12 protein-coding genes and 3 pseudogenes are annotated in these 18,868 nt (G+C 47.5%); 1 reads left to right on the plus strand and 14 read right to left on the minus strand.

Annotated features, from left to right (window positions below):
• Nucleotides 1-99 precede the first annotated feature (99 nt).
• The 14 genes and pseudogenes from BC351_RS20140 to BC351_RS20205 form a co-directional block, all read right to left on the minus strand.
• The gene (locus BC351_RS20140) at nt 100-1,722 is read right to left on the minus strand and encodes an extracellular solute-binding protein (protein WP_079414526.1); all 1,623 of its coding nucleotides are present in this window, start codon (nt 1,720-1,722) and stop codon (nt 100-102) included.
• Between the two features lie 26 nt (nt 1,723-1,748).
• Nucleotides 1,749-2,624 carry a carbohydrate ABC transporter permease gene (locus BC351_RS20145; protein ID WP_079414527.1) on the minus strand — a complete coding sequence of 292 codons (876 nt, stop codon included), beginning with the start codon at nt 2,622-2,624 and terminating at the stop codon, nt 1,749-1,751.
• A 27-nt stretch (nt 2,625-2,651) separates the two neighbouring features.
• The gene (locus BC351_RS20150) at nt 2,652-3,620 is read right to left on the minus strand and encodes an ABC transporter permease (protein ID WP_079414528.1); all 969 of its coding nucleotides are present in this window, start codon (nt 3,618-3,620) and stop codon (nt 2,652-2,654) included.
• A 99-nt stretch (nt 3,621-3,719) separates the two neighbouring features.
• Nucleotides 3,720-5,504, minus strand: coding sequence for a sensor histidine kinase (locus BC351_RS20155; RefSeq protein ID WP_079414529.1), 1,785 nt, complete (start codon nt 5,502-5,504; stop codon nt 3,720-3,722).
• On the minus strand, nt 5,501-6,595 hold the full coding sequence (locus BC351_RS20160) for a response regulator transcription factor (protein WP_079414530.1): 1,095 nt from the start codon (nt 6,593-6,595) through the stop codon (nt 5,501-5,503). The genes BC351_RS20155 and BC351_RS20160 overlap by 4 nt, the downstream gene beginning before the upstream one ends.
• A gap of 258 nt (nt 6,596-6,853) precedes the next feature.
• Nucleotides 6,854-6,952: pseudogene (locus BC351_RS42320) on the minus strand (carbohydrate ABC transporter permease); the annotation flags it as partial.
• Between the two features lie 160 nt (nt 6,953-7,112).
• The gene (locus BC351_RS20170; protein ID WP_079414532.1) at nt 7,113-10,451 is read right to left on the minus strand and encodes an endo-1,4-beta-xylanase; all 3,339 of its coding nucleotides are present in this window, start codon (nt 10,449-10,451) and stop codon (nt 7,113-7,115) included.
• Between the two features lie 37 nt (nt 10,452-10,488).
• The gene (locus BC351_RS20175; RefSeq protein ID WP_079414533.1) at nt 10,489-13,956 is read right to left on the minus strand and encodes a right-handed parallel beta-helix repeat-containing protein; all 3,468 of its coding nucleotides are present in this window, start codon (nt 13,954-13,956) and stop codon (nt 10,489-10,491) included.
• A 359-nt stretch (nt 13,957-14,315) separates the two neighbouring features.
• Nucleotides 14,316-14,519, minus strand: coding sequence for an ATP-binding protein (locus BC351_RS41665; protein ID WP_144028470.1), 204 nt, complete (start codon nt 14,517-14,519; stop codon nt 14,316-14,318).
• 160 nt (nt 14,520-14,679) lie between these two features.
• Nucleotides 14,680-15,570: an alpha/beta hydrolase family protein gene (locus tag BC351_RS20180; protein ID WP_079414534.1), complete on the minus strand. Its 891-nt coding sequence runs from the start codon at nt 15,568-15,570 to the stop codon at nt 14,680-14,682.
• Nucleotides 15,571-15,603: 33 nt separating this feature from the next.
• Nucleotides 15,604-16,479: a GyrI-like domain-containing protein gene (locus BC351_RS20185; protein ID WP_079414535.1), complete on the minus strand. Its 876-nt coding sequence runs from the start codon at nt 16,477-16,479 to the stop codon at nt 15,604-15,606.
• A gap of 421 nt (nt 16,480-16,900) precedes the next feature.
• On the minus strand, nt 16,901-17,185 hold the full coding sequence (locus tag BC351_RS20190) for a hypothetical protein (protein ID WP_079414536.1): 285 nt from the start codon (nt 17,183-17,185) through the stop codon (nt 16,901-16,903).
• A 767-nt stretch (nt 17,186-17,952) separates the two neighbouring features.
• Nucleotides 17,953-18,201, minus strand: a complete 249-nt coding sequence (locus BC351_RS43505) for a hypothetical protein (RefSeq protein ID WP_079414537.1) — start codon at nt 18,199-18,201, stop codon at nt 17,953-17,955.
• A gap of 206 nt (nt 18,202-18,407) precedes the next feature.
• A pseudogene (locus tag BC351_RS20205) lies at nt 18,408-18,659 on the minus strand (YdeI/OmpD-associated family protein); the annotation flags it as partial.
• On the opposite strand from BC351_RS20205, the pseudogene BC351_RS44380 reads away from it, so the two are divergent.
• Nucleotides 18,651-18,824, plus strand: a pseudogene (locus BC351_RS44380) (class I SAM-dependent methyltransferase); the annotation flags it as partial. The pseudogenes BC351_RS20205 and BC351_RS44380 sit on opposite strands and share 9 nt — an antisense overlap.
• Between the last annotated feature and the right edge of the window lie 44 nt (nt 18,825-18,868).

Here is an 18,868-nt window from a genome sequence, read left to right on the forward strand (position 1 = left end):
ATTCCCAATAAGAAACTGCTCCTCTCTGTTTTTCGAACTTGCACCGATCCGTTGGCGGAAGAGAAATAAGTCAGGAACATTCACATTTGATCCTGTATGCTATTTCTTGTTCAATTTATCATAAATTGCCTTACCTTCTTTAGTAAACCAATCCTGAGATGCTTTGATAACGTCCTGTCTGCCGGCAGCGTCCGCTTTCTTGATGTATTCATCCAATGCAGTAATCGGTAATGCACCGTTGATAATTTTGGCAATATACTCATTTCTCAGGTCGATCAGCGCTCTGCCCTTGGCGAGTTCGACTTCCGTCTGCGGTCTGTACTGGTTGATATTGAATGCAGTAAGCTGCGCACCCGCTTGAGCAAAACTCTTCATAGCTGTCTCATATCCGCCAAGTAATGCGTTAGGAAGCCAAATGTCCGGTGTATTCCACATTCTATAATATAGTTTATAGATGATCTGATCATAAGCAGGCTTCTTCGGAGTCAGCGCGCCATTTACCATATCATAATGAACACCTTCCTTACCGAAATTCACAAATTTCTGCAGACCCTTATCTTTTAAATAGGTGTTCAGTAAGTCCACAGCTTCGTTCGCGTTTTTCGAATTTTTGGGAATGATATAGAAGTTGGACACAGGAGCCGGCATTGAATAACCTTTCTGTCCATCTTTCCCTTCTACCGTTGGCAGGAAACTCAGCTTCGCATTGGCATCCGTTTTAGTTAAACCAGCTAGGTAACTAGAAGGTTCCCAGTAGCCGGCGTACACCGAAGCCGCTTTTCCCGATGACATCTTTTCAGTCACTTGCTGGGATTTATTGAATAAATACTCGTTGTCAATCAAGCCTTCTTTATATAGCTTATTCAGGTAGGTCAGTAGGTCCTTCAGATACACATCCTGTGCGTCCACCAGCTTGCCATCCTTTACGATGAAAGGTACAGCGAGGTTAGTTATGCCGGATAACCCGAAAGCTGCGGTAATGACATCCAGTCCGTCAAGCGGATTACCGTTATTGCCGCCTGCAGCTACGAATGGAATCGTTCCCTTGCCGCTCGGATCTTTGTCCTTCATGGTCTTTAAGAAGGTATATAGCTCGTCGAGATTTTTGGGAGCCTTCAATCCCAGCTTATCCATCCAGTCTTGTCTAGCTAGAAATCCTGCGCCTAGATCGACGTTATCGAATTTCTGAAACGGAGGAACCGGGATGGCATATTTTTTCCCTTCCAGCGTTACAGCCGTCCAAGCATTCTCGGTAACTAATTTACCGACCTCAGTTCCGAATTGCTTGATCGCATCGTCCACTGGCAAGAGAGCTCCTTGAGCGCTGAAACGTTTGAAAATATTCAAATCATTCGTATAAATCAGATCATACACATCACCAGAAGCAAACATCAAATTGTATGTATCCAATTGATTAGCAGCCGGAATGACATTCCATTCTATGTTACTGTAACCTGTCTTCTCTTTGATCATATTCAGAAATTGATTATCGTTTGCGCTTGCTCCCTGCTCATAGCCCTTAACTCCTGAATTATCAGGAACGGCGATCCTAATTTTAGCCGCCTTATTCAACTTTGGTCCCTGAGTCGCAACAGCCTCATTCGTTGCCTTGCCTTCTTGAGTCGTTTTGGTCGCTTCATTACTGCAGCCAGCAAGGGACACCGTGGCTGAAAGTGCAACTAGTAATGTAGTCATCCACCATTTGTTTAATCTCTTCCGCATATTAATTCCCCCTTCATACTATATAGCTACTGCTTAACAGCACCTAGCGTCAAGCCTGTGACAAAATACCTTTGTAGAAATGGATAGACAATTAGAATCGGAATCGAAGAAACAAAGATGGCTGCGGCTCTGAATGTCTCAGAGGCGATATTGGCCAATTGTTCTGGATTTTCCAATCCATTCTTATTGGCTGCAGCCACGACGTTTTGCAAAAATAAAGGTAAAACCTGAACCTCTTTTTTCGTTAAATACAGTAAAGGATCCATGTAGTTGTTCCATATACCTACCGCACTGAAAATAGCAATTGTCGCAAGCAAAGGCTTGGAGATCGGAAGCATGATGCGGAACAGAATGGTGAGATTTCCGGCTCCATCGATTCTCGCAGATTCCTCTAAGCTGTAAGGCAGAGACTCGAAGTAATTGCGCACCAGGATGAGATTGAAAGCGCTCACCATCCCAGGAATGACAAGCACCCACAGATGATTAATTAATCCGGTATTTTTTATGACCATATACGTGGGGATCATTCCCCCGTTGAACAGCATCGTGAACACATAAAGAATATTGATGGCCTTGCGACCTACCAAATCTCTTTTCGCAATGGCATACCCCACACAAGCTGTAAAAAACACTTGAATGGCTGTACCCAGAACGGCGACGAACAAGCTGTTCATAAACGCAGTACGAAAATCGATGCCTGATAATAACACTTGGTAAGCTTTTAACTGAAAGCCCATTGGCCATAAGCTAACCTGACCGCTGACGACATAAGCTTCCTCACTAACCGATTTCGCTAACAGTGTGATAAACGGTAGGACGCAAATGAGACCTACTGTTATCAACAATGTGTAATTAACAACCGTAAATACCTTTTCCCCTGTCTTCATCCTCTTGTCGAACAAAGCTATTTGCTCCTCTCTGCTGCTTATTTACCATATCCCTCGGTTCGAATACTTGCGACTAATCTTATTGGCCGTAACCATCAAGGTAAATCCAATAACGGATACAAACAAACCGACTGCGGTTGTATAGCTGTAACTACCGTTCTGAATCCCTTCGCGGTATACATAGGTTCCGATAACATCCCCAACACTGTATACAAGGGGATTGTACAGCAGTAGCACCTGTTCTGTATCGCTGCCCAATAAGGTAGACACTCTTAGAATAATAATGAAGACGATCGTGCTGGATATGCCTGGGAGCGTAATATGCCACGTTTGTCTGAGCTTACCTGCACCATCAACGCTGGAAGCGGCATACAGATCGGGATCGATGGACGTTAAAGCTGCCAAGTAAATGATGGCGCTCCAACCGGTTTCTTTCCAAGCCGTTGATGCGACGAGCACACTTCTGAAGTAACTATCGTCGCCAAGGAACGAAATCGGCGATAGGCCGAACACCTTCAGCATGACATTGATAATGCCTGTGCTGGGAGACAGGATATCCACAAAAATCCCTGCAATAACCACCCATGAGAGAAAATGCGGAAGATAGGTAAGCGTTTGTGTCATGCGCTTCACAAAGCCCGTCCTGACTTCATTCAAGAGCAGCGCCAAGATAATGGGCAGTGGAAACTGAAAAATAAATTTGAACAGATTAATCAGCAGCGTATTGCTCAACACACTAAAAAATTTAGGATCGCTCAGCAATGTTCGAAAATGCGTCAGTCCTACCCACTTACTATCCAGTATGCCGTCGAATACCCGATAGTTCTTAAATGCGATGACGATCCCCAGCATCGGGACATAACTGTAAATCAAAAGCACCAGTAAGGGAATCAAAATAATCAGATATAAATCTAGATTATGCACGATTCTTGCCTTCAGGCGATTTTTTGTTTTGGGGATCACACCAGCATCTAGAGATTGTATCGCATGGGAGGGTGTAATCTTTGCCATTTCATCACCTCAGCTCCTTGTTGTATATCTTTATTTTACGTAAATAGGCCTATCAGCCACAACAGGACAGAAGTAAGATATCTCTGACAAAAATACGGACTATACGCTCCCCGAAGTCTTGAGCTTCGCAACGGCACGGCAGCCGAGGCCTGGTCCGCTGTAAAACTGCAAGCCGCATTCCTCACCATAATAAACTTGTATACGCTGATGCACGTTCTTCACGCCGTACCCTCTGGTCTCCGTTTCAAACAACTGCTGAAGTCTCTCTGCTGTCATCCCAACGCCATCATCGATTACTTCTAGATATAGATAAGCTTCTTCCCGATAAGCACGGACGACAATGGTTCCGGCCTTCCCTTTCTTCGGCCTGATACCATGAATAACTGCGTTTTCAACTAGCGGTTGCAGAATCATTTTGATCATAATCATCTCATCCAGACCTTCTTCGACGTCCGTCATGAACTGAATGGTTCCCCGATAACGGTAATTGATGATCTGCATATACTTGCTGACCTCCATAACCTCTTCTGCAACGCTGATATGCTCCTTGCCTTCGTTCAAACTCAACCGCAAAAACTTGGCAAGTGATTCGGTCAATTCCGCGATTTCCTTCGCTTCTATTCGTAAAGCGCTCCATTGAATAATATCTAAGGTGTTGTAGACAAAGTGCGGGTTTATTTGGGCATACAACAGTTTCATTTCGGACTCTTGTTTACTGATTTGTGCCTGATACACCTCTTCAATCAGAGCTTTAATTCGCGTGCTCATCTTATTAAAAGAGCGCTGCAACCGCGCATATTCATCATTTCCACGAATATTGTCTTCCGTCTCAAAATTCCCTTTTTCCGCATGTTTGATGAGCTTTATCAGCTTTTTCAACCGTTTGGTGATACTTCCCGATATGATGAAAGCAGTGATGATCGCGATAACCGAGACTACCCCCGCCAAAGCGAGCATGAAGTTCTGAATCCACCTGCTGTTCATGCCAAGATGCTTTTCTGTCATGAGCAGCGCAATTTGCCAGTCCAGACCTTTCGTCTTGCTGTAAACTGCATAATTGGTTCTCTCCGCAGGTCCGAAGCTGATTATTCCCTCTTCATCTTCCTCATCCGGCAAAGACTCCAAGAAGAGGTCGCTTGTACCGCTGCCTCCTGCCATTAATTGCGCCATTCCAATTCGCTTGCTAGGGCTCATGACAAGTGTTTCCGCGCCATCAGGCAGCCGGATATCATTCAGAATATTCCAGATAGATTTGGCATCCAGCTCGACCATCACATAGCCCAGCACGTGCTGAAATCGGTTAATATCCTTGATTTCTTTGATAAAGAGGACCTCATCCCCTTGCACGATGCTTAGATGTTCCACTTCGCTGGCATAGAACCACTTTTCTTTGATTGTGCCGTCCAAAAGGGGTTGTAAACCAGCTTCAAGTTGAAGCTGGTCGATGCCCAAGAAATTAGGGCTAGCCGAGACGAAGGCTGGATTCCCTTTCATAAAATAGCTGACCTTGAGCACGTTGCTCTTGCCCACGTAATTGCTTACGTTTTTGTTCAGCAGATTAAAAAAATCAATCACTTCCCCCGAAGTCAAAGCTCGCTCAGATACCGTTCTTAGAATGAGTTGAATATCATAATTGCTTTGCGTCAGATCGGCAATGTTATAGGCGGTTTCAATACCGAAGGCGATGTTTTTCTCCGCCTGCTTCAAGGTTTCCAAATAAGCCTTGCCTGTCTGTTCAACCACCGACTTATGAATCGTAATATAGGAGAAATAGACCAATACCATAACCGGAATAATGATTAAAATTAAATAGGAAATAACCAGCTTGGTCCGCAAGTTGATGCTATAGTAAACGCCACTGAGCTTGTTTATCAGTTTTCTCATAGCATTTTCTCCCGATATTCCATAGGGTTGACGCCTACTACTTTTTTGAATATTTTGGTGAAATAGTGCGTATCTTGGTACCCGACCTGATTCGCTACTTCATATATTTTGATTGAGGCGTCCTTGAGCAGCACCTGCGCCTTCTTTAATCTTACATGCGTGATATAATCGTTAATCGTGTGTCCCGTTTCCTTTTTGAATAACGTCTGAAGATGTCCAGGAGACATGAATACTTCCGCCGCCAGCTGCCCGATCGTCAGATTCTGATAGTAGACTTTATGAATAATGCTCTCAACATCCCGAATAATCCTTCGGGACTTGCTGTTTCGCAACTCATTCGAAGCTTTCTCCAAATAAACCAACTTTTCGAGCACAAACATCTCGATTTGCTGAGGGCTCTGCATGGATCTGAATTGGTGCAAGGACTCTTTAACCTCCTGGGCAATTGCAGACTCTATATGCGTGGCTGCGCTTCGAATCGCTTTAATTAGAAGCTCGCTGCAAATGGTCGTCAAAAACAGCATACTTTCCATTTTCAATTGTCGAATCGTAATAAAAAGTTGCTGGACCTCAGCTGTTAGCGCTTCTGTCTGTCCCGTGCTGCACAATCCTATGATCTTCTCCACAGAATCCACGATCACCGGCAATCCTGTCGATGAAATACTGCCTGAATAATATTGGCTAACGTCGTCTTTTAATCGTTTCTCAGCTCTCTCCTTATCTAGCTTAGCGACAACTTTGCCTACAACCTGCTTTAATTCCTCCCGATTGAAAGGCTTTAATATATAATCAATTGCATCCAATTTAATCGATGCTTTCACATACTGAATATCTTGATGAGCGCTGATCATAATCACCATTACCGCAGGCTGCTCATGTTTCAACTTGTCTACAAATTGGATGCCGTCCATTACCGGCATCACAACATCCGTAATCACGATATTTGGCCGCAGATCGCGGGCAACGAGCAGAGCTTCCGCCCCGTCTTCCGCTTCCCCCGTAATCTCGATACCCAGACTATCCCAGTCGATGAGATCTCGCAGGCCTTCCCTCGAAATATAATCGTCGTCGACAAGCATCATTGTATACATGGGCAGGGACCTCCTTGGCAATTTGAGAGCGTTCTCTTAATTGTATCTTACTGCGATAGATTTGCTCAATCAGAATGTAAAGTAATGTGGTGGTGAGTGGTGAATCTTATTCCCCTGATCGCTGGTAATAACACCGAGTCCCAACATCGTTTGAATTGCGGCCTTAGACCGATGGAATCCTCCCATTTTTAACTTATCTGGGTTTTGCATCTATGGATATCAGAACGCGCGCACACGCCCTGTTTCTCCCGTTCATGTCTATTGCTTGACAACGCCCAGCGTCATACCCATCACAAAGTATTTTTGCAGAAACGGGTACACTAGCAGAATCGGTAGCGTTGAGACGATAATAGCCGCGGCCCGGAACGTCTTGGAGGCGATATGCACTATGTCGGCCTTCAAGAAAAAGGACCCCAAATTCCACTTTGCAGTGGAATTTGGGGTCCTTTCATGTGTAAATTGGGACGTTCCCATTCCATGCGAACGATTTTGGAACTACCCCCTTATCGTACGATCGTTACGGCTTTTCGCCCGTAGCCGCAAGGATGAACAAGATGCTGTTTTTATTGCTGACAATGTCGATAGATTGAATGATCTTGTTCGGTTGGGGATTATCAAATACCGAGACGAATAATGCCCGTTCCCCCGTCGCGTGCGTAATCACCTTCTCTCCAATCGGTACGGCAGGATCAATTCCAGGCACATACCAATCGTTGATGTTCACCTTGTTGAGCAGCTCGTGCGTGGCCGTCGTGCCGTCGTCATAATGCAGGATGAACTCTCCTAGTTTCGCTCCCTTGGCGGCATCGACATACATTGCCGTATACAAAAAACCGACTTTCGCCAGAGCTTTGCCGACGGGGATCCCTTTAATCCGAGCAGGAATATTCGGACGGATGACACCACCCAGTGTTGCGACGGAAACCGGAGCGCTGCGATCCTTGATATCGAACGGGACGCCTCCCACCGCACGTTTCCCAGTTTTGAAATCCGTCGCACCCAAATTGTCTGTGCCGAGATCCGCCCAGCCGCCTTGCCCATCCCCAGCCGTCTCATCCGTGTAGGTCTGGTTCATCGCCGTGGTCAGGTCGAGATACTCTTTTTTAGCATCAACAATCTGATTCGGCACCACCACCGAACCGATCTCCCCTACGTATGTCAAGGAGATGTCGTCGAGCAGCACCTTGCCGGCACCCGAATAAATGCCGAAGCCGATCGACTGTTTCACCGTAGGCGTTACGGGCACTTCAAAATCGAAGATCAACGGTACAAATTCCGTGTCCGAGATATCGGCCAAATAACCATCCTTCGTATTGTTCACACTCGGCGAACGATCATAGAAGAAGGTATAGGCCTTCAAACTTGAATCCCCGGCAAGCCGTTTGAAATACGCGGTAAGTCTGTATTTGCCCGGCTTGTGCAGCTCCGTATCCTCAAATACGTAGACTCGTCCTCCCCCACCGGATGTAAGCTCCATGCTGTAATTGCCGGTACGCGCCGTTTGGCTGAGAATAATTTTCGCCTGCGTATCGTTCGGATTTAGCTTATCCCTGAATATCCAGCCCGTCGGAATGACGCCCTGCAACCCCATCGCTGGATCGCCCAGCACCTCTTCGAAGCTTTCATTCGTGTGGAGCGGAACCTCGCCAAGCAACGTGGTCTTCGTTAATTCGAGTGGCTGGCTGCTGATGATGTAAGCTGTGCTCTTGACACGGAAGACCGTTTTGCCGTTCTCCGTCGTAACCGGAACCGTTTGACCATAGATGTCAGTCACCTGCATAATGCCGCCTGATGCTTCAATCGCATATTCGCCGATCGCTGATCCGAGCATACTCAGGTATGTGCCGTCCGCTCTGCGGAAGTAGTGACGGATAGTAAAGTTATCGCTTGCGGCAAATGTATATTTCCCAAGATACCGATCCGCCTTGCGAATTTGGTTCTGAAAAGCCGCGACTACCTGAAAATCAGCATTCGGCGTCATCGTAAACCGACTGAAAAACACGTCCATCAAGCCCATATTGATGAAGCGGTCATACCCTCTCTCCAAAAACATCGCAAACCACTCAATCGTCTTGAATTCGCGCGCTTTTTTGTTAAACAAGGTATACCACATATGCTCGGACATCCAGTAAGGAACACCCGGGCGTTTCTCCTTGAGCTTGTCGATCCATATATCCGTCTTGGCCGTCCCGCCGTAAGCATGAAGATTAAATACATCAAAGTAGCCCTCAGCATACTGATCTTCCAGCAGTTGCAACGGCATCTGACTGTCGGCAGCATCGCTGTCGGAGAATCCGCTAGTTGAAATCAGCGCGTCCGGGTCGGCTCGTTTCGCTTCCTGATATGCGATTCTCAACATTTGGGCGTACAGCTCCGTCGAGCCCGGGAAGGCGGAAGGATCGGCCGGCGGATGGAAGTTGACCTCGTTGTAAATCTCCCAAACCTTCACATCGTCTTTGTAACGGGAAACCGTCTGGTAGACATAGTTCGCCCACTCTTGCAGATCACGAGGCAGCCAGCGCTCCGGCCGCTTGGCCAGATCACTCTTGGCTTGAATCTCCGGCGGAGATGGAATACCTGCCCATTGTGGCAAATATCCAAGTGTTCCGAGTATGTCCATGCCAGCTTCCCTTGCTTTGGCGACGTAAGCATCCGTCTTCTCCCAGTCGAACGCTCCTTTCACTGGCTCAACGATCCGCCAGCGGAAAGGACTGCGTGTCGTCTTCACGTTCATGCCCTTCAATATCGCCGGGTCAAAATCGTCCAACAGATACGTGCCATAATAGTCGGCAAGCTGGCCGTCCGGGCTGGATGCATCGTTTGCCGGCAAAACGGCGATCCCGGTATCCCAGGTAGTCAGGAGCTGACCCTCGTAAGAAACCGTCGTCTGCAGATTGTAGTAGCCGCGTCCCGCTAGCTCAGGCAACGCAATCTCATGGATATGATATCTCCTGTCACTCTGCGAAAGAACCGTAATCTCTTTCTCCATGACAGGCTCCCCGTCCGCATTATTTGCTTTGATCTTCACCTGGTAACTCTTAGATGAATCAGACATGTTAAGAGCGACGAACGGAGTTATTACAGGTGCGCCTTCTGTAAATACCGATTTTTCCGGTCTGCCTACAGGCGTCAAGCTGTGGTAACCTATTGTCCGATGCCAATTCGTACGCCTGTGCTCGATTTCCTTCAAGCCGTTGACTGCTAGTAAGCTCGTATCAGCATCGCCCGTGAATACAATCCCAGGACTCACTGTGAGCTCCGCCGCCGACAATGCTCTGGTCGATATTTTCAGCGCCTCGGTATGGAACGGCTCCGACTTGTCAACCTCGAATCGATATGGCAGCAGATCGCTGCGGATCGGTCCCGCCATCGGTGCCGATTGTTTCAGCACACCATTGACATATAACCGTAGCTCCGTCCCCCAAGTTATGGCGACATTGATACGCTGCCCAGGTGTGTAAGTAAATGTAGTGTCCAGAGCTTTCTGCGTGTTGACCCCGTCTCGCAATATGAATGCGAGACCGCGTTCCGGCCGGGCAGGAACATAGATACCCATGAGCGTATTCCCGATCTCTTTGGTCGGCGATACCTTGAACACATAATCCCAATCGTTGCCGAACTGCTCAAAATCTTTATCGATCCGCATCGTTAACTGTATCGTCCCCTGATCGGGGCGCAAGATGCCAGGGGCATAATCTTGAAACAGCGTCTCCGACTCGGTAAAGTACGCATTCGCGTCAGGCGCCTCAATGGCTGCTGCCCCCACCGACACCGGTACCGCCAGCGTTAACAGCAACGATAGCACCAGCAGCAACAATAATCCCCGTCTGGCTTTTTTCCTTCCGTATAGGCTCATTTTTCTACCTCCGTAGGTTCCCTTCTTCAGTTAACAGTTACCCTCTTATGATACGACCAGCAACAAACGCCAGCTCGAACAAATCAATCTTGCCATCCCGGTTCAGATCATAATCGCGAATCAGCGACCACTCTGTACTGGAAGTGTTGGCCGAAGTTTTCGCGTAATGATGAGCAATCAGCGCCAGGTCGCCAATCGAGATGCGTCCATCGCCGTTCAGATCGCCGACGGTCGCGGTAATTTTCCAGCTCGTAAAGGCTGCGATCGCTTCGTTCAGCGCAGTCGTTGCTGCTTGAACCTGCCCGGCAGTTGCCGTCAGACTGCCTGATACTGCTTCGGCATCTGCAATGGCGGCAGCCAGCAGTGCGTGTTGCTGATTCAGAGATCCCGGCCAATATCGGCCCACTTCCGTTCCTTCCGTCGCCGAGGCGAGCACACTTGCCGCCGTAGCAATCAACTCGTTCAACGCATCCTTGTCAACCGTGTTCCCTACTGAAATCGTACGGGACGCGAGCGCCAAGACATATTCGCGGCCCTGCATATCGGCGCCTGTCGCCGCCGATACGCTGACATTCGTCGAGCCTGCGGGCGCTTGTTCGGATACGTGGAAGGTTACTTTGACTATCGCCGTGTCGCCTTCGAGCATTCCTGCATCGCCCAGAACAGCTAGCAGCAAGTGCAAATGACCATCGTCGTTCCCTTTGTCTGCCATCGCGACGACTACGCCGTTTCTTAGGCCTGCGGCATCCACATACACCAGTACGTTCGGATCGTAGTCAAGCTTGACGTCCAGTCCCGCCAGCTCCGATACCCCGTGGACACCAATCGTCAGCTCGATGTTCTCACCGGCAGCGACAACAGCATCCGACTGCAGCGTTACTGCCGAAGCAGCGATCGCAAAGCGCACAACGCTCTGGTTATATACCGCGTCCGTTACGGTCAGCTTGTAGCGGCCAGGCTCCGATACGACCGTTCCAGACAAGAAGGAAGCCTGCACCACGATCTCCCGGTCAATGGCAGATAGCGGCACCATCACCTTGGATATAGAAATTCGCTCCACAAGCCCGGATGGATCATCCTCTGAATAATAGACCGATTGCGGCATGTAGCGCGACCGCATCCGATCGCCGCCATTGTCGCTTTCGATTCGGTAAAGAATAGCGGTACCTTCGTTGAATTGCGGCATGACCGGCTGATCATAGACAGCGCCGCTGACAACGCCTTCAATAACCGGAGGAGTTCGGTCAATGGTAAAAGCGACGCTCCTTGACCGATTATCGGATACCGATACCTTCAGTACGTATGCTCCCTCCTGCGTCACCGAAGCGCCCGATACGAACGGCTCCGACGGACCGCCATTTTTGCTGAGCGTGCCAGTCCCTTCCGGAAATACCGGCTTCACGGTGTAATTGTAGGCATGCCCTTCCGCCACGCCTTTAACGACAATCGGGCCGAATACGATGGAGAAGGTTACCTCTGTCGCCAATCCGCTCGCCGCCTCAGCGCGCAGCAGATACGTGCCTTCTTCCCTTATTTCGCTGCCCGACAAGTAAGGCAACATGGTTCCCCCATTCTTACTAAGCGTCGCGCTCCCGGCAGAGTATGTTGCCGTAACGACAGTGGAATAGACAGCGCCGTTCGACACGCCGTAAATGGCCGGCGCAGCAGGCTCGCGGGACCAATCGCTTTCGTAAGCACCAATGTCTGGACGCATGCCTCGAGGAATCGCATTTCCGTCCATGTCAACCGTCAACCCGACGTCAGCGCCTGCATCCACGGCAGGTGATGGTTGCCCCAGCCGGTAATTCGTCGCAGCCGCATCAACAAACAGCGGGCTGGCGGCAACCGAGTGCTGATCTTTTTGCTTAGCTGCCGAGTAGTATGCTTGGGTTAAGCCGATGATTTTATCTGCCGCAAAGCTCGCGCTCACTCCGCCTTGGTTCCAAAACACGCCTCCGGAGGCCGGATCGTACAAGTTGTTATCGAGGATCAGATTCGATACCTGAGCTTCGTTGTCCACATCAACCACTAGCGTGTAATTAGCCGAATTGCCTGAAATCAGGTTATTCCGCACGCTCAGCCCGTTCAACTGACCGCTATTGCCGCCGCTTGGGCCGACGACCCGCAGCTTGAGCGCCGCTTCGCGCCCCGAATTGCTATGGAAGTCGGAGTCCGCAATCGTGTTGTTTAGTACACTTGTCCCGTTCAGCTTCCCTTTTAGATTCATCAGCATAATTCCCGAACTGTACTGGTCAATTACGGTAGCGCTTCCAATCTGATAAAGCAAATTGCCGTTAATCGCCAGGTTCAGCGAATCGGCATAGCTGGTGAGTGCAGAGATCCCGGTTCTTGCAATGTCATAAATACGATTATTGGTAATTTGCGTATTGGACGCCGACTCGATCTGGATCCCTATACTTGATAAACTACCGCGTGACACATTGCCGTTTTTTCCGCTATACGTGTCTTTCCCGACCTTTCGAACTGTGTTATGCGTTACAACGTTGCTCAACGGGCGCGTCACAGTCGATGCCCCTCCGACATAAATACCTACCGAATCGCCGTCGTCCGTCCTCAGTACTCCGATATCCTGCACCGTATTGCCGCTGACCAAGTTTCGATCCGCACCGTTTTCTATGTAAACGCCATAGAAGTTCGCATCGTATATTTCGTTGCCGATCAGCTTGTTATCATCAGCCACCGTAATCCGGACGCCATGACGATCCGAGCCGTGCATGCGGCTGTTGCGAATCGTAACATGATGGCTATCGCCATAGATTAGAGCCGAATACGAATAACCTCCGTACAAATCCAGGTCTTCGAGTTCCACGTAGCTCTTTTGATTGGAAGAGAAGGCGAAACGGTCATTCGTTACAATTTCCAGCTCGTGGCCCGAAGGCAAGCCGGACGTAGGCTTATAATAAACGCTTGTTGTCACCGAATCCCATGCCCATTCGCCAGACGCAAGCGAACCTTTTTGCGGCGCAGGAAGTTTCGCCTCGGTGTTATTGCCAGTCAACCTTCGCCCGTCCTCAAGTACAACGATCTGCCCATTCTGGCCGAAAGAGACTGCTCGCCAATAATATTCGCCGTTAGCACCAGGCCCCTGCCAATCGGTCGCAAGCCTGCCTCCGCTGATGCGGGGAAGTGGCAAGTTCGTCGGTCCGTAACTACCGAACACGATCGGGTTGTCCGCAGTACCTGATGCCCCTGGGGCAAACAATCCCCCCCGCCATATTTCACCGCGTTTAAACAATACTTTGTCGCCGGGCTGCAAAGCAGCGCCGCTCACTTTACCGATAGATTGCCAGGCCGTTTCCGGGCTTTTTCCGTCTCTCTTATCCAGACCTGCCGTTGCATCCACGTAATAAACGTTGCCCGCTGCGGAAACCACACTGGGATTTTCGAGATTCTCCCATAGCGACGCGGCCGACAGGAGCACGACCGCGCTCACCGCCAGCTTCAGCGTTTGGGATCGCAGCCACCTGAAGATAGGTGTTGCCATCAATTTTCAAACCTCCTTTAGCTCCATTAAAAGTAAACGATTCTCTCAAGCCGTAACCCTTACATAACCGCCTTCTTTCCTTTGCCGACCGGTCGTCCGCCCCCTTTCCAAGTGTTTCTTCCATACTACCTGCGGCATGAAGTCGTTACAACCAGACAAATATCCGATTTTACTGAGAATCGCACGGTGTTTTGCTGCGCTGACTGCCAAGAAAAAAGACTCGTCTTCCAGCAACCGTGGCGATACATTCGCCTGTTGCCGGCAAGAGAGCCTGACCTAACGCATATCCGATTATTGTTCTTTGAATCGTCCCGACTTGAGCCTCGCCATAACTCGACAGCCTTGACCCGGGGCGCTCTCTAACCGTCACTGTACCGCTCGAGCACCGAGGCAAGCCGATCCGAATCCATACCGGCCCCGTTATCGGCCACCTGAAGCAGCAGATCGCCGCCGCCCTCCCTCCAGGCGCGGATCACGATGTTTATGCAATTGATTAAGTTTATAGTAATGATCGCAATTATTAATTTGGCAGCCTTCGCAAAATAAGTTTTAGACTGTTCCAATAAAGTAAGCAGCGGCGGACTAAGACGTGAAAATAAAGTCTTAGACTGCCACTGCTATTTCAGCCTGATATTGAACTAACATTCCCCAGTTAGCGTAACGATTAGTTAATCGAATACTCAGTTAACATTTGATTTCGACGGAAAGTGATTGTTCCTAATGTTAAGTCAACAGAAACTCTACTACTTCAGCCTTCAGCGTTTCTTGAAATTGCACGCGATCAAAGCCGGGCGGGTCTTGCGAGGGGGGAAAGGCTGGTGAAATCATCTCAGCTGGGAAAGGAGTCAGGAAGGAATAATGTCCGGCATTCTCCACCGTACGATAGCGAATCATTTGAGGTTCAGCAACACTATTCATGATGATCTGCGCGTGAAAAGGAAGTGCGTAAGGGTCTCGCTCGGCATCCAACATGAGAATGGGGAGCCGAACGTTGTTTAATGCTCCCTCATTACGGAACCAAACGGACGCCGGGGCTAGCAAAATCAGGGACCGGATGCGTGAATCATGAGGAACATCGATCTGCTGCGGCTTCCCATCCGGGCTCTCATTAGGGAAGGAGGTCGGGATACCGCCAGCTGCTGCAAGCGCGGTGTAGCCCCCCATGGAATGCCCGATGACCGAATGGCCTCCCGGCTGTAGAAGCCCCTTAAACCTCTCATCTTCAAAAAACCAGTCGGCTGCCATGCGAAGGTGCCGGGGGCGATAGGTGAGGTTTTGGACAGTACCTTCCAAACTATTATCATTGCGGTTATTAAATGGATGTTCGAGAAGGCCAACGATAAAGCCGCTGCGCGCTAAATGCCGAGCGAGCGACCGGTACACAAGCGGTGAACCGCCTGTACCGTGTGAAATGAGGACTAGTCTAAATTTTCCCTCTAGCGGCGCTGCGTCTCTGGCCACCTCCAACGAGTACGGCCCTAACTTATCAGTCTGTTCCGGTGCATCTGTCGGATACATCACGATCATGGGAACGGTCACCTTCAATGCGTTGTCGGTAATTTGTACCTCACAGCAACCTGCATATCCTTCAACAATGTCTTCTATTTTGTTCATCTTGATTTCTTCCTCTCCTTGAGCTACATGCTCCTAATATGGCGAGCCAACGGGAATATATATGTCTAATACCGAATCCTCGTTCATCGGTCCTAGATATCGATGGTCGTAACGCACAAACTCCGGCCAATTCGTACGAATGCTGCCTGACTGGGGTAACCAGATTTCATAAATGTACTGGAACGTATCGTTGAGTCTCGATAATGTCCCCTTATGAGTAAAAACCGCATAAGTTACAACTGGGAGCAGCTTAGCGACCATTCCCAAGGGAACTACACTCTCCTCGCTAGCCACCTCGACACAAGCGATATACGTGACTTCCCATTGCCTACCTGTAAGTTCAATGACCGCATAAAATATGTCTTCCGTATCCGGCTTTCGCTCAATTTCAAACAAACGCTGCCTAAAGCTCCGCCATAGTTTTCCGACTTCGTCCGAATTGACACCCGGTATCGACATGCCGACCAGATGCATCTTATTCAGGCAGACAATAGCTGGCACGAGGGAGACGCTCTTACTCAAATGCTGTAGCCCCACTTCATCCAAAGGAAGCTTCTCCATTGCCCGGAACAGCGTGTCCTTCATGTCCCTTTGCTTTCGAAATTGTCCAGGCGAGATGGAGAACATTTTCCCAAAGGCTCGGGCGAAGGATTCCTGAGACTCGAACCGGTACAGGATGGCAATATCTATGATCCTTTGGTTGGAATAAAATAAATCGTATGCTGCTTGTGTCAATCTCCGCTTGCGTATGTACTCCGAGACGGAGTTTCTCGTAACCGATAGGAAGATCCGGTGAAAATGGTACTGCGAATAGCCCGCAGCCTCCATAACCTTGGTGCTTAATCTCTCATCGGTCAGATGATCCTCAATATAGGTAATGGCCTTGATTACCAAATCCTTATAATTCACTGTAATGCCTCCATATCGATATACTCACTTTACGACAGATGGAACGCTCTGTTTTGATATTTTTTGCGGAATTTTACTTTACTCAACAGCTAACATTACTTTCCAACAGCAGATAGTTTCCTGATCAGCCACACTCTTCGGTTCGCCAAAAGAGCGATCTCTGGAAATTGCTCAGTCTCGCTGGTTTTAAACAAATCTGCCCGTCCCTCGGTTAATGATGCATCGTTAGTCTAAGACTTTATTTTCCTGGTCTACATCTTTATTTTCTTAGTCTACAACTTTATCTTCCAGTCTATTACTTTATTTTCTTTCTACACCAGCCGGCCGCTGCCGGCGCGCCGATCGCAAACCCGAGCCTCATCCGGAAGAAACAGGAGCGTGAGCGGCAGGCTGCTCCAGCCGACCACCGCTCGTGTTCAGTCTACAACTTTATTATTCGGAAACAATAATCATGATACTTTTTATTTCTGGTGATATTTGCTTTTATCTTGAGAATATTTCCTTGAACCTCTTTAATCAATTCTTCCATAGCTTTAACATGTATTCTACCTGACTTCCATCCTAATTCCCTAATAAGGTATCCTTCTGAAGGAGCTTTATTATCACTAGCTTGAATGAAAGGCTTATAATCCTTCCCATATCCTTGGCCTCTACCGTCCTTTAGTCTATTCATCTGCGTTTTGTGAATGGCACTACCTCTAGTCATCTTTCTTCCCCCTAAAATAAAATATGCGTTCACCCTATGGAGTGAACGCAGCTGTTAACTAAGGACATATGTCCTGTATATCTTGGTACTATCAAATCTCGCAAAAATATTATTTTCTATACTTCATAACTTTATTTGTCACTTCAAAACTTTATTGTCTACTTCAAAACTTTATTGTCTACTTCAAAACTTTATTGTCTACTTCAAAACTTATTTGTCTACTTCAAAACTTATTTGTCACCCAACAGCCGTCATGTTGGGTGACAAATAAGTTTTGAAGTGCAAGAAACCAGCAAACATAAGGGTTTGCTGGTTTTTCATATAAAATCGATTTACAAATTAAGTTTTGAAGTGGTGTTTTAGAGTAGAAATCCCGATTTACAAATAAGATTTGAAGTACTTCTAACAAACTATTTATAAAGAGATCCCTATCAACAAACGTATCCGTTAGCGTAATGACATTTCTTAATCAGCGAGAGCACGTTTTATGTTCGCTTTTGCTTCATCAACCAACTTTTCATCTCTATCATCAATTGCCTGCAACATTATCAAAATAGGAATAAATATGGCAATCAATCGAGCTAATAGCTACGTTTCTTCATCTACATCCCCATATTCTTTAAAAAAATTACCTCGATTATCCTTGAATTGAAAATTCTTTGTATCTACTAAATTCCATATTTTTGAGAAAAACTCCATTAGCCAATCCTCCTAAGAATGTCTTAGTCATAAGTTAAAATTGCCATATAACAGTTTATATTTCTTCATCAGCCCTGCGAAATTGCAGAACTTATACAACGATTAATCTCCATTTTCAATACTTCAATTAAAGTCATCCCTAATTTCTCGTCTTCATTTGGATATGCCCTAACTGCAGTTAATCCAGCCGTGTAATTGACAGTTTTTCCTGGATAACGGATTGCCACGTATTGAATGACTGGATTATTCATTCCATCGCGAATTGAATCTCGATAAGCGTGCATTTTATCGATATCTACCTTTTTCGGTTTTCCCATGTTACTTAACTCTTCAATACTAAGCTCCGGCTTATGCTTGTGAATGATAGCATGACAATTAGCACATACGGGTCTCAAGTCTTTAATAGGGTGTAATTTATATGTTTTTCTAATAGAATGCAAAGGCACCAAATGGTGTACTTGAATAAAACCATGTCCAACTTGTCCATAGAAAACCTTGAAATCAAAACCGCAAGCGATGCATTCTTTTCCTCCTTTAGCCTTAGTTCAATATCTTCATCTATCCTAAGAGAATTGTGATCCATAATAGGAAGAACCCTTCTTCCTTCGTCTCTCATTAACCCCAACTTTTCGAGGTGGCGGACACGTTCTTTATTTAATTCAGTCCATGAGCTTTTCTTACATCTAGGTGACAACCTCTGAGCCAGCTCCGTTTCAGAAATTTTCTTTTTGACTCCATCGATCCATCCAAAGCACAAAGCTTCCTCAACATTCAGGAGATTGCTTTGGAAAGAAAGTACGATATTGCAATATGCCATGCCTTTTTACTTCATGTACCGAACCCAATGGTTATACTGAAGAAGATGATTGATTGTGTTGTTGATATAGGAAAAGTGATTACATTTGAACCTCATTGGATTTTCCTGTCCAACAGTGAGCAACACTCCACATGTGTTGAGTGCTGTGTCTTGGATACTTCCTAGAA

This window comes from Paenibacillus ferrarius (assembly GCF_002027705.1).
In the GTDB taxonomy this organism is placed as follows: domain Bacteria; phylum Bacillota; class Bacilli; order Paenibacillales; family NBRC-103111; genus Paenibacillus_E; species Paenibacillus_E ferrarius.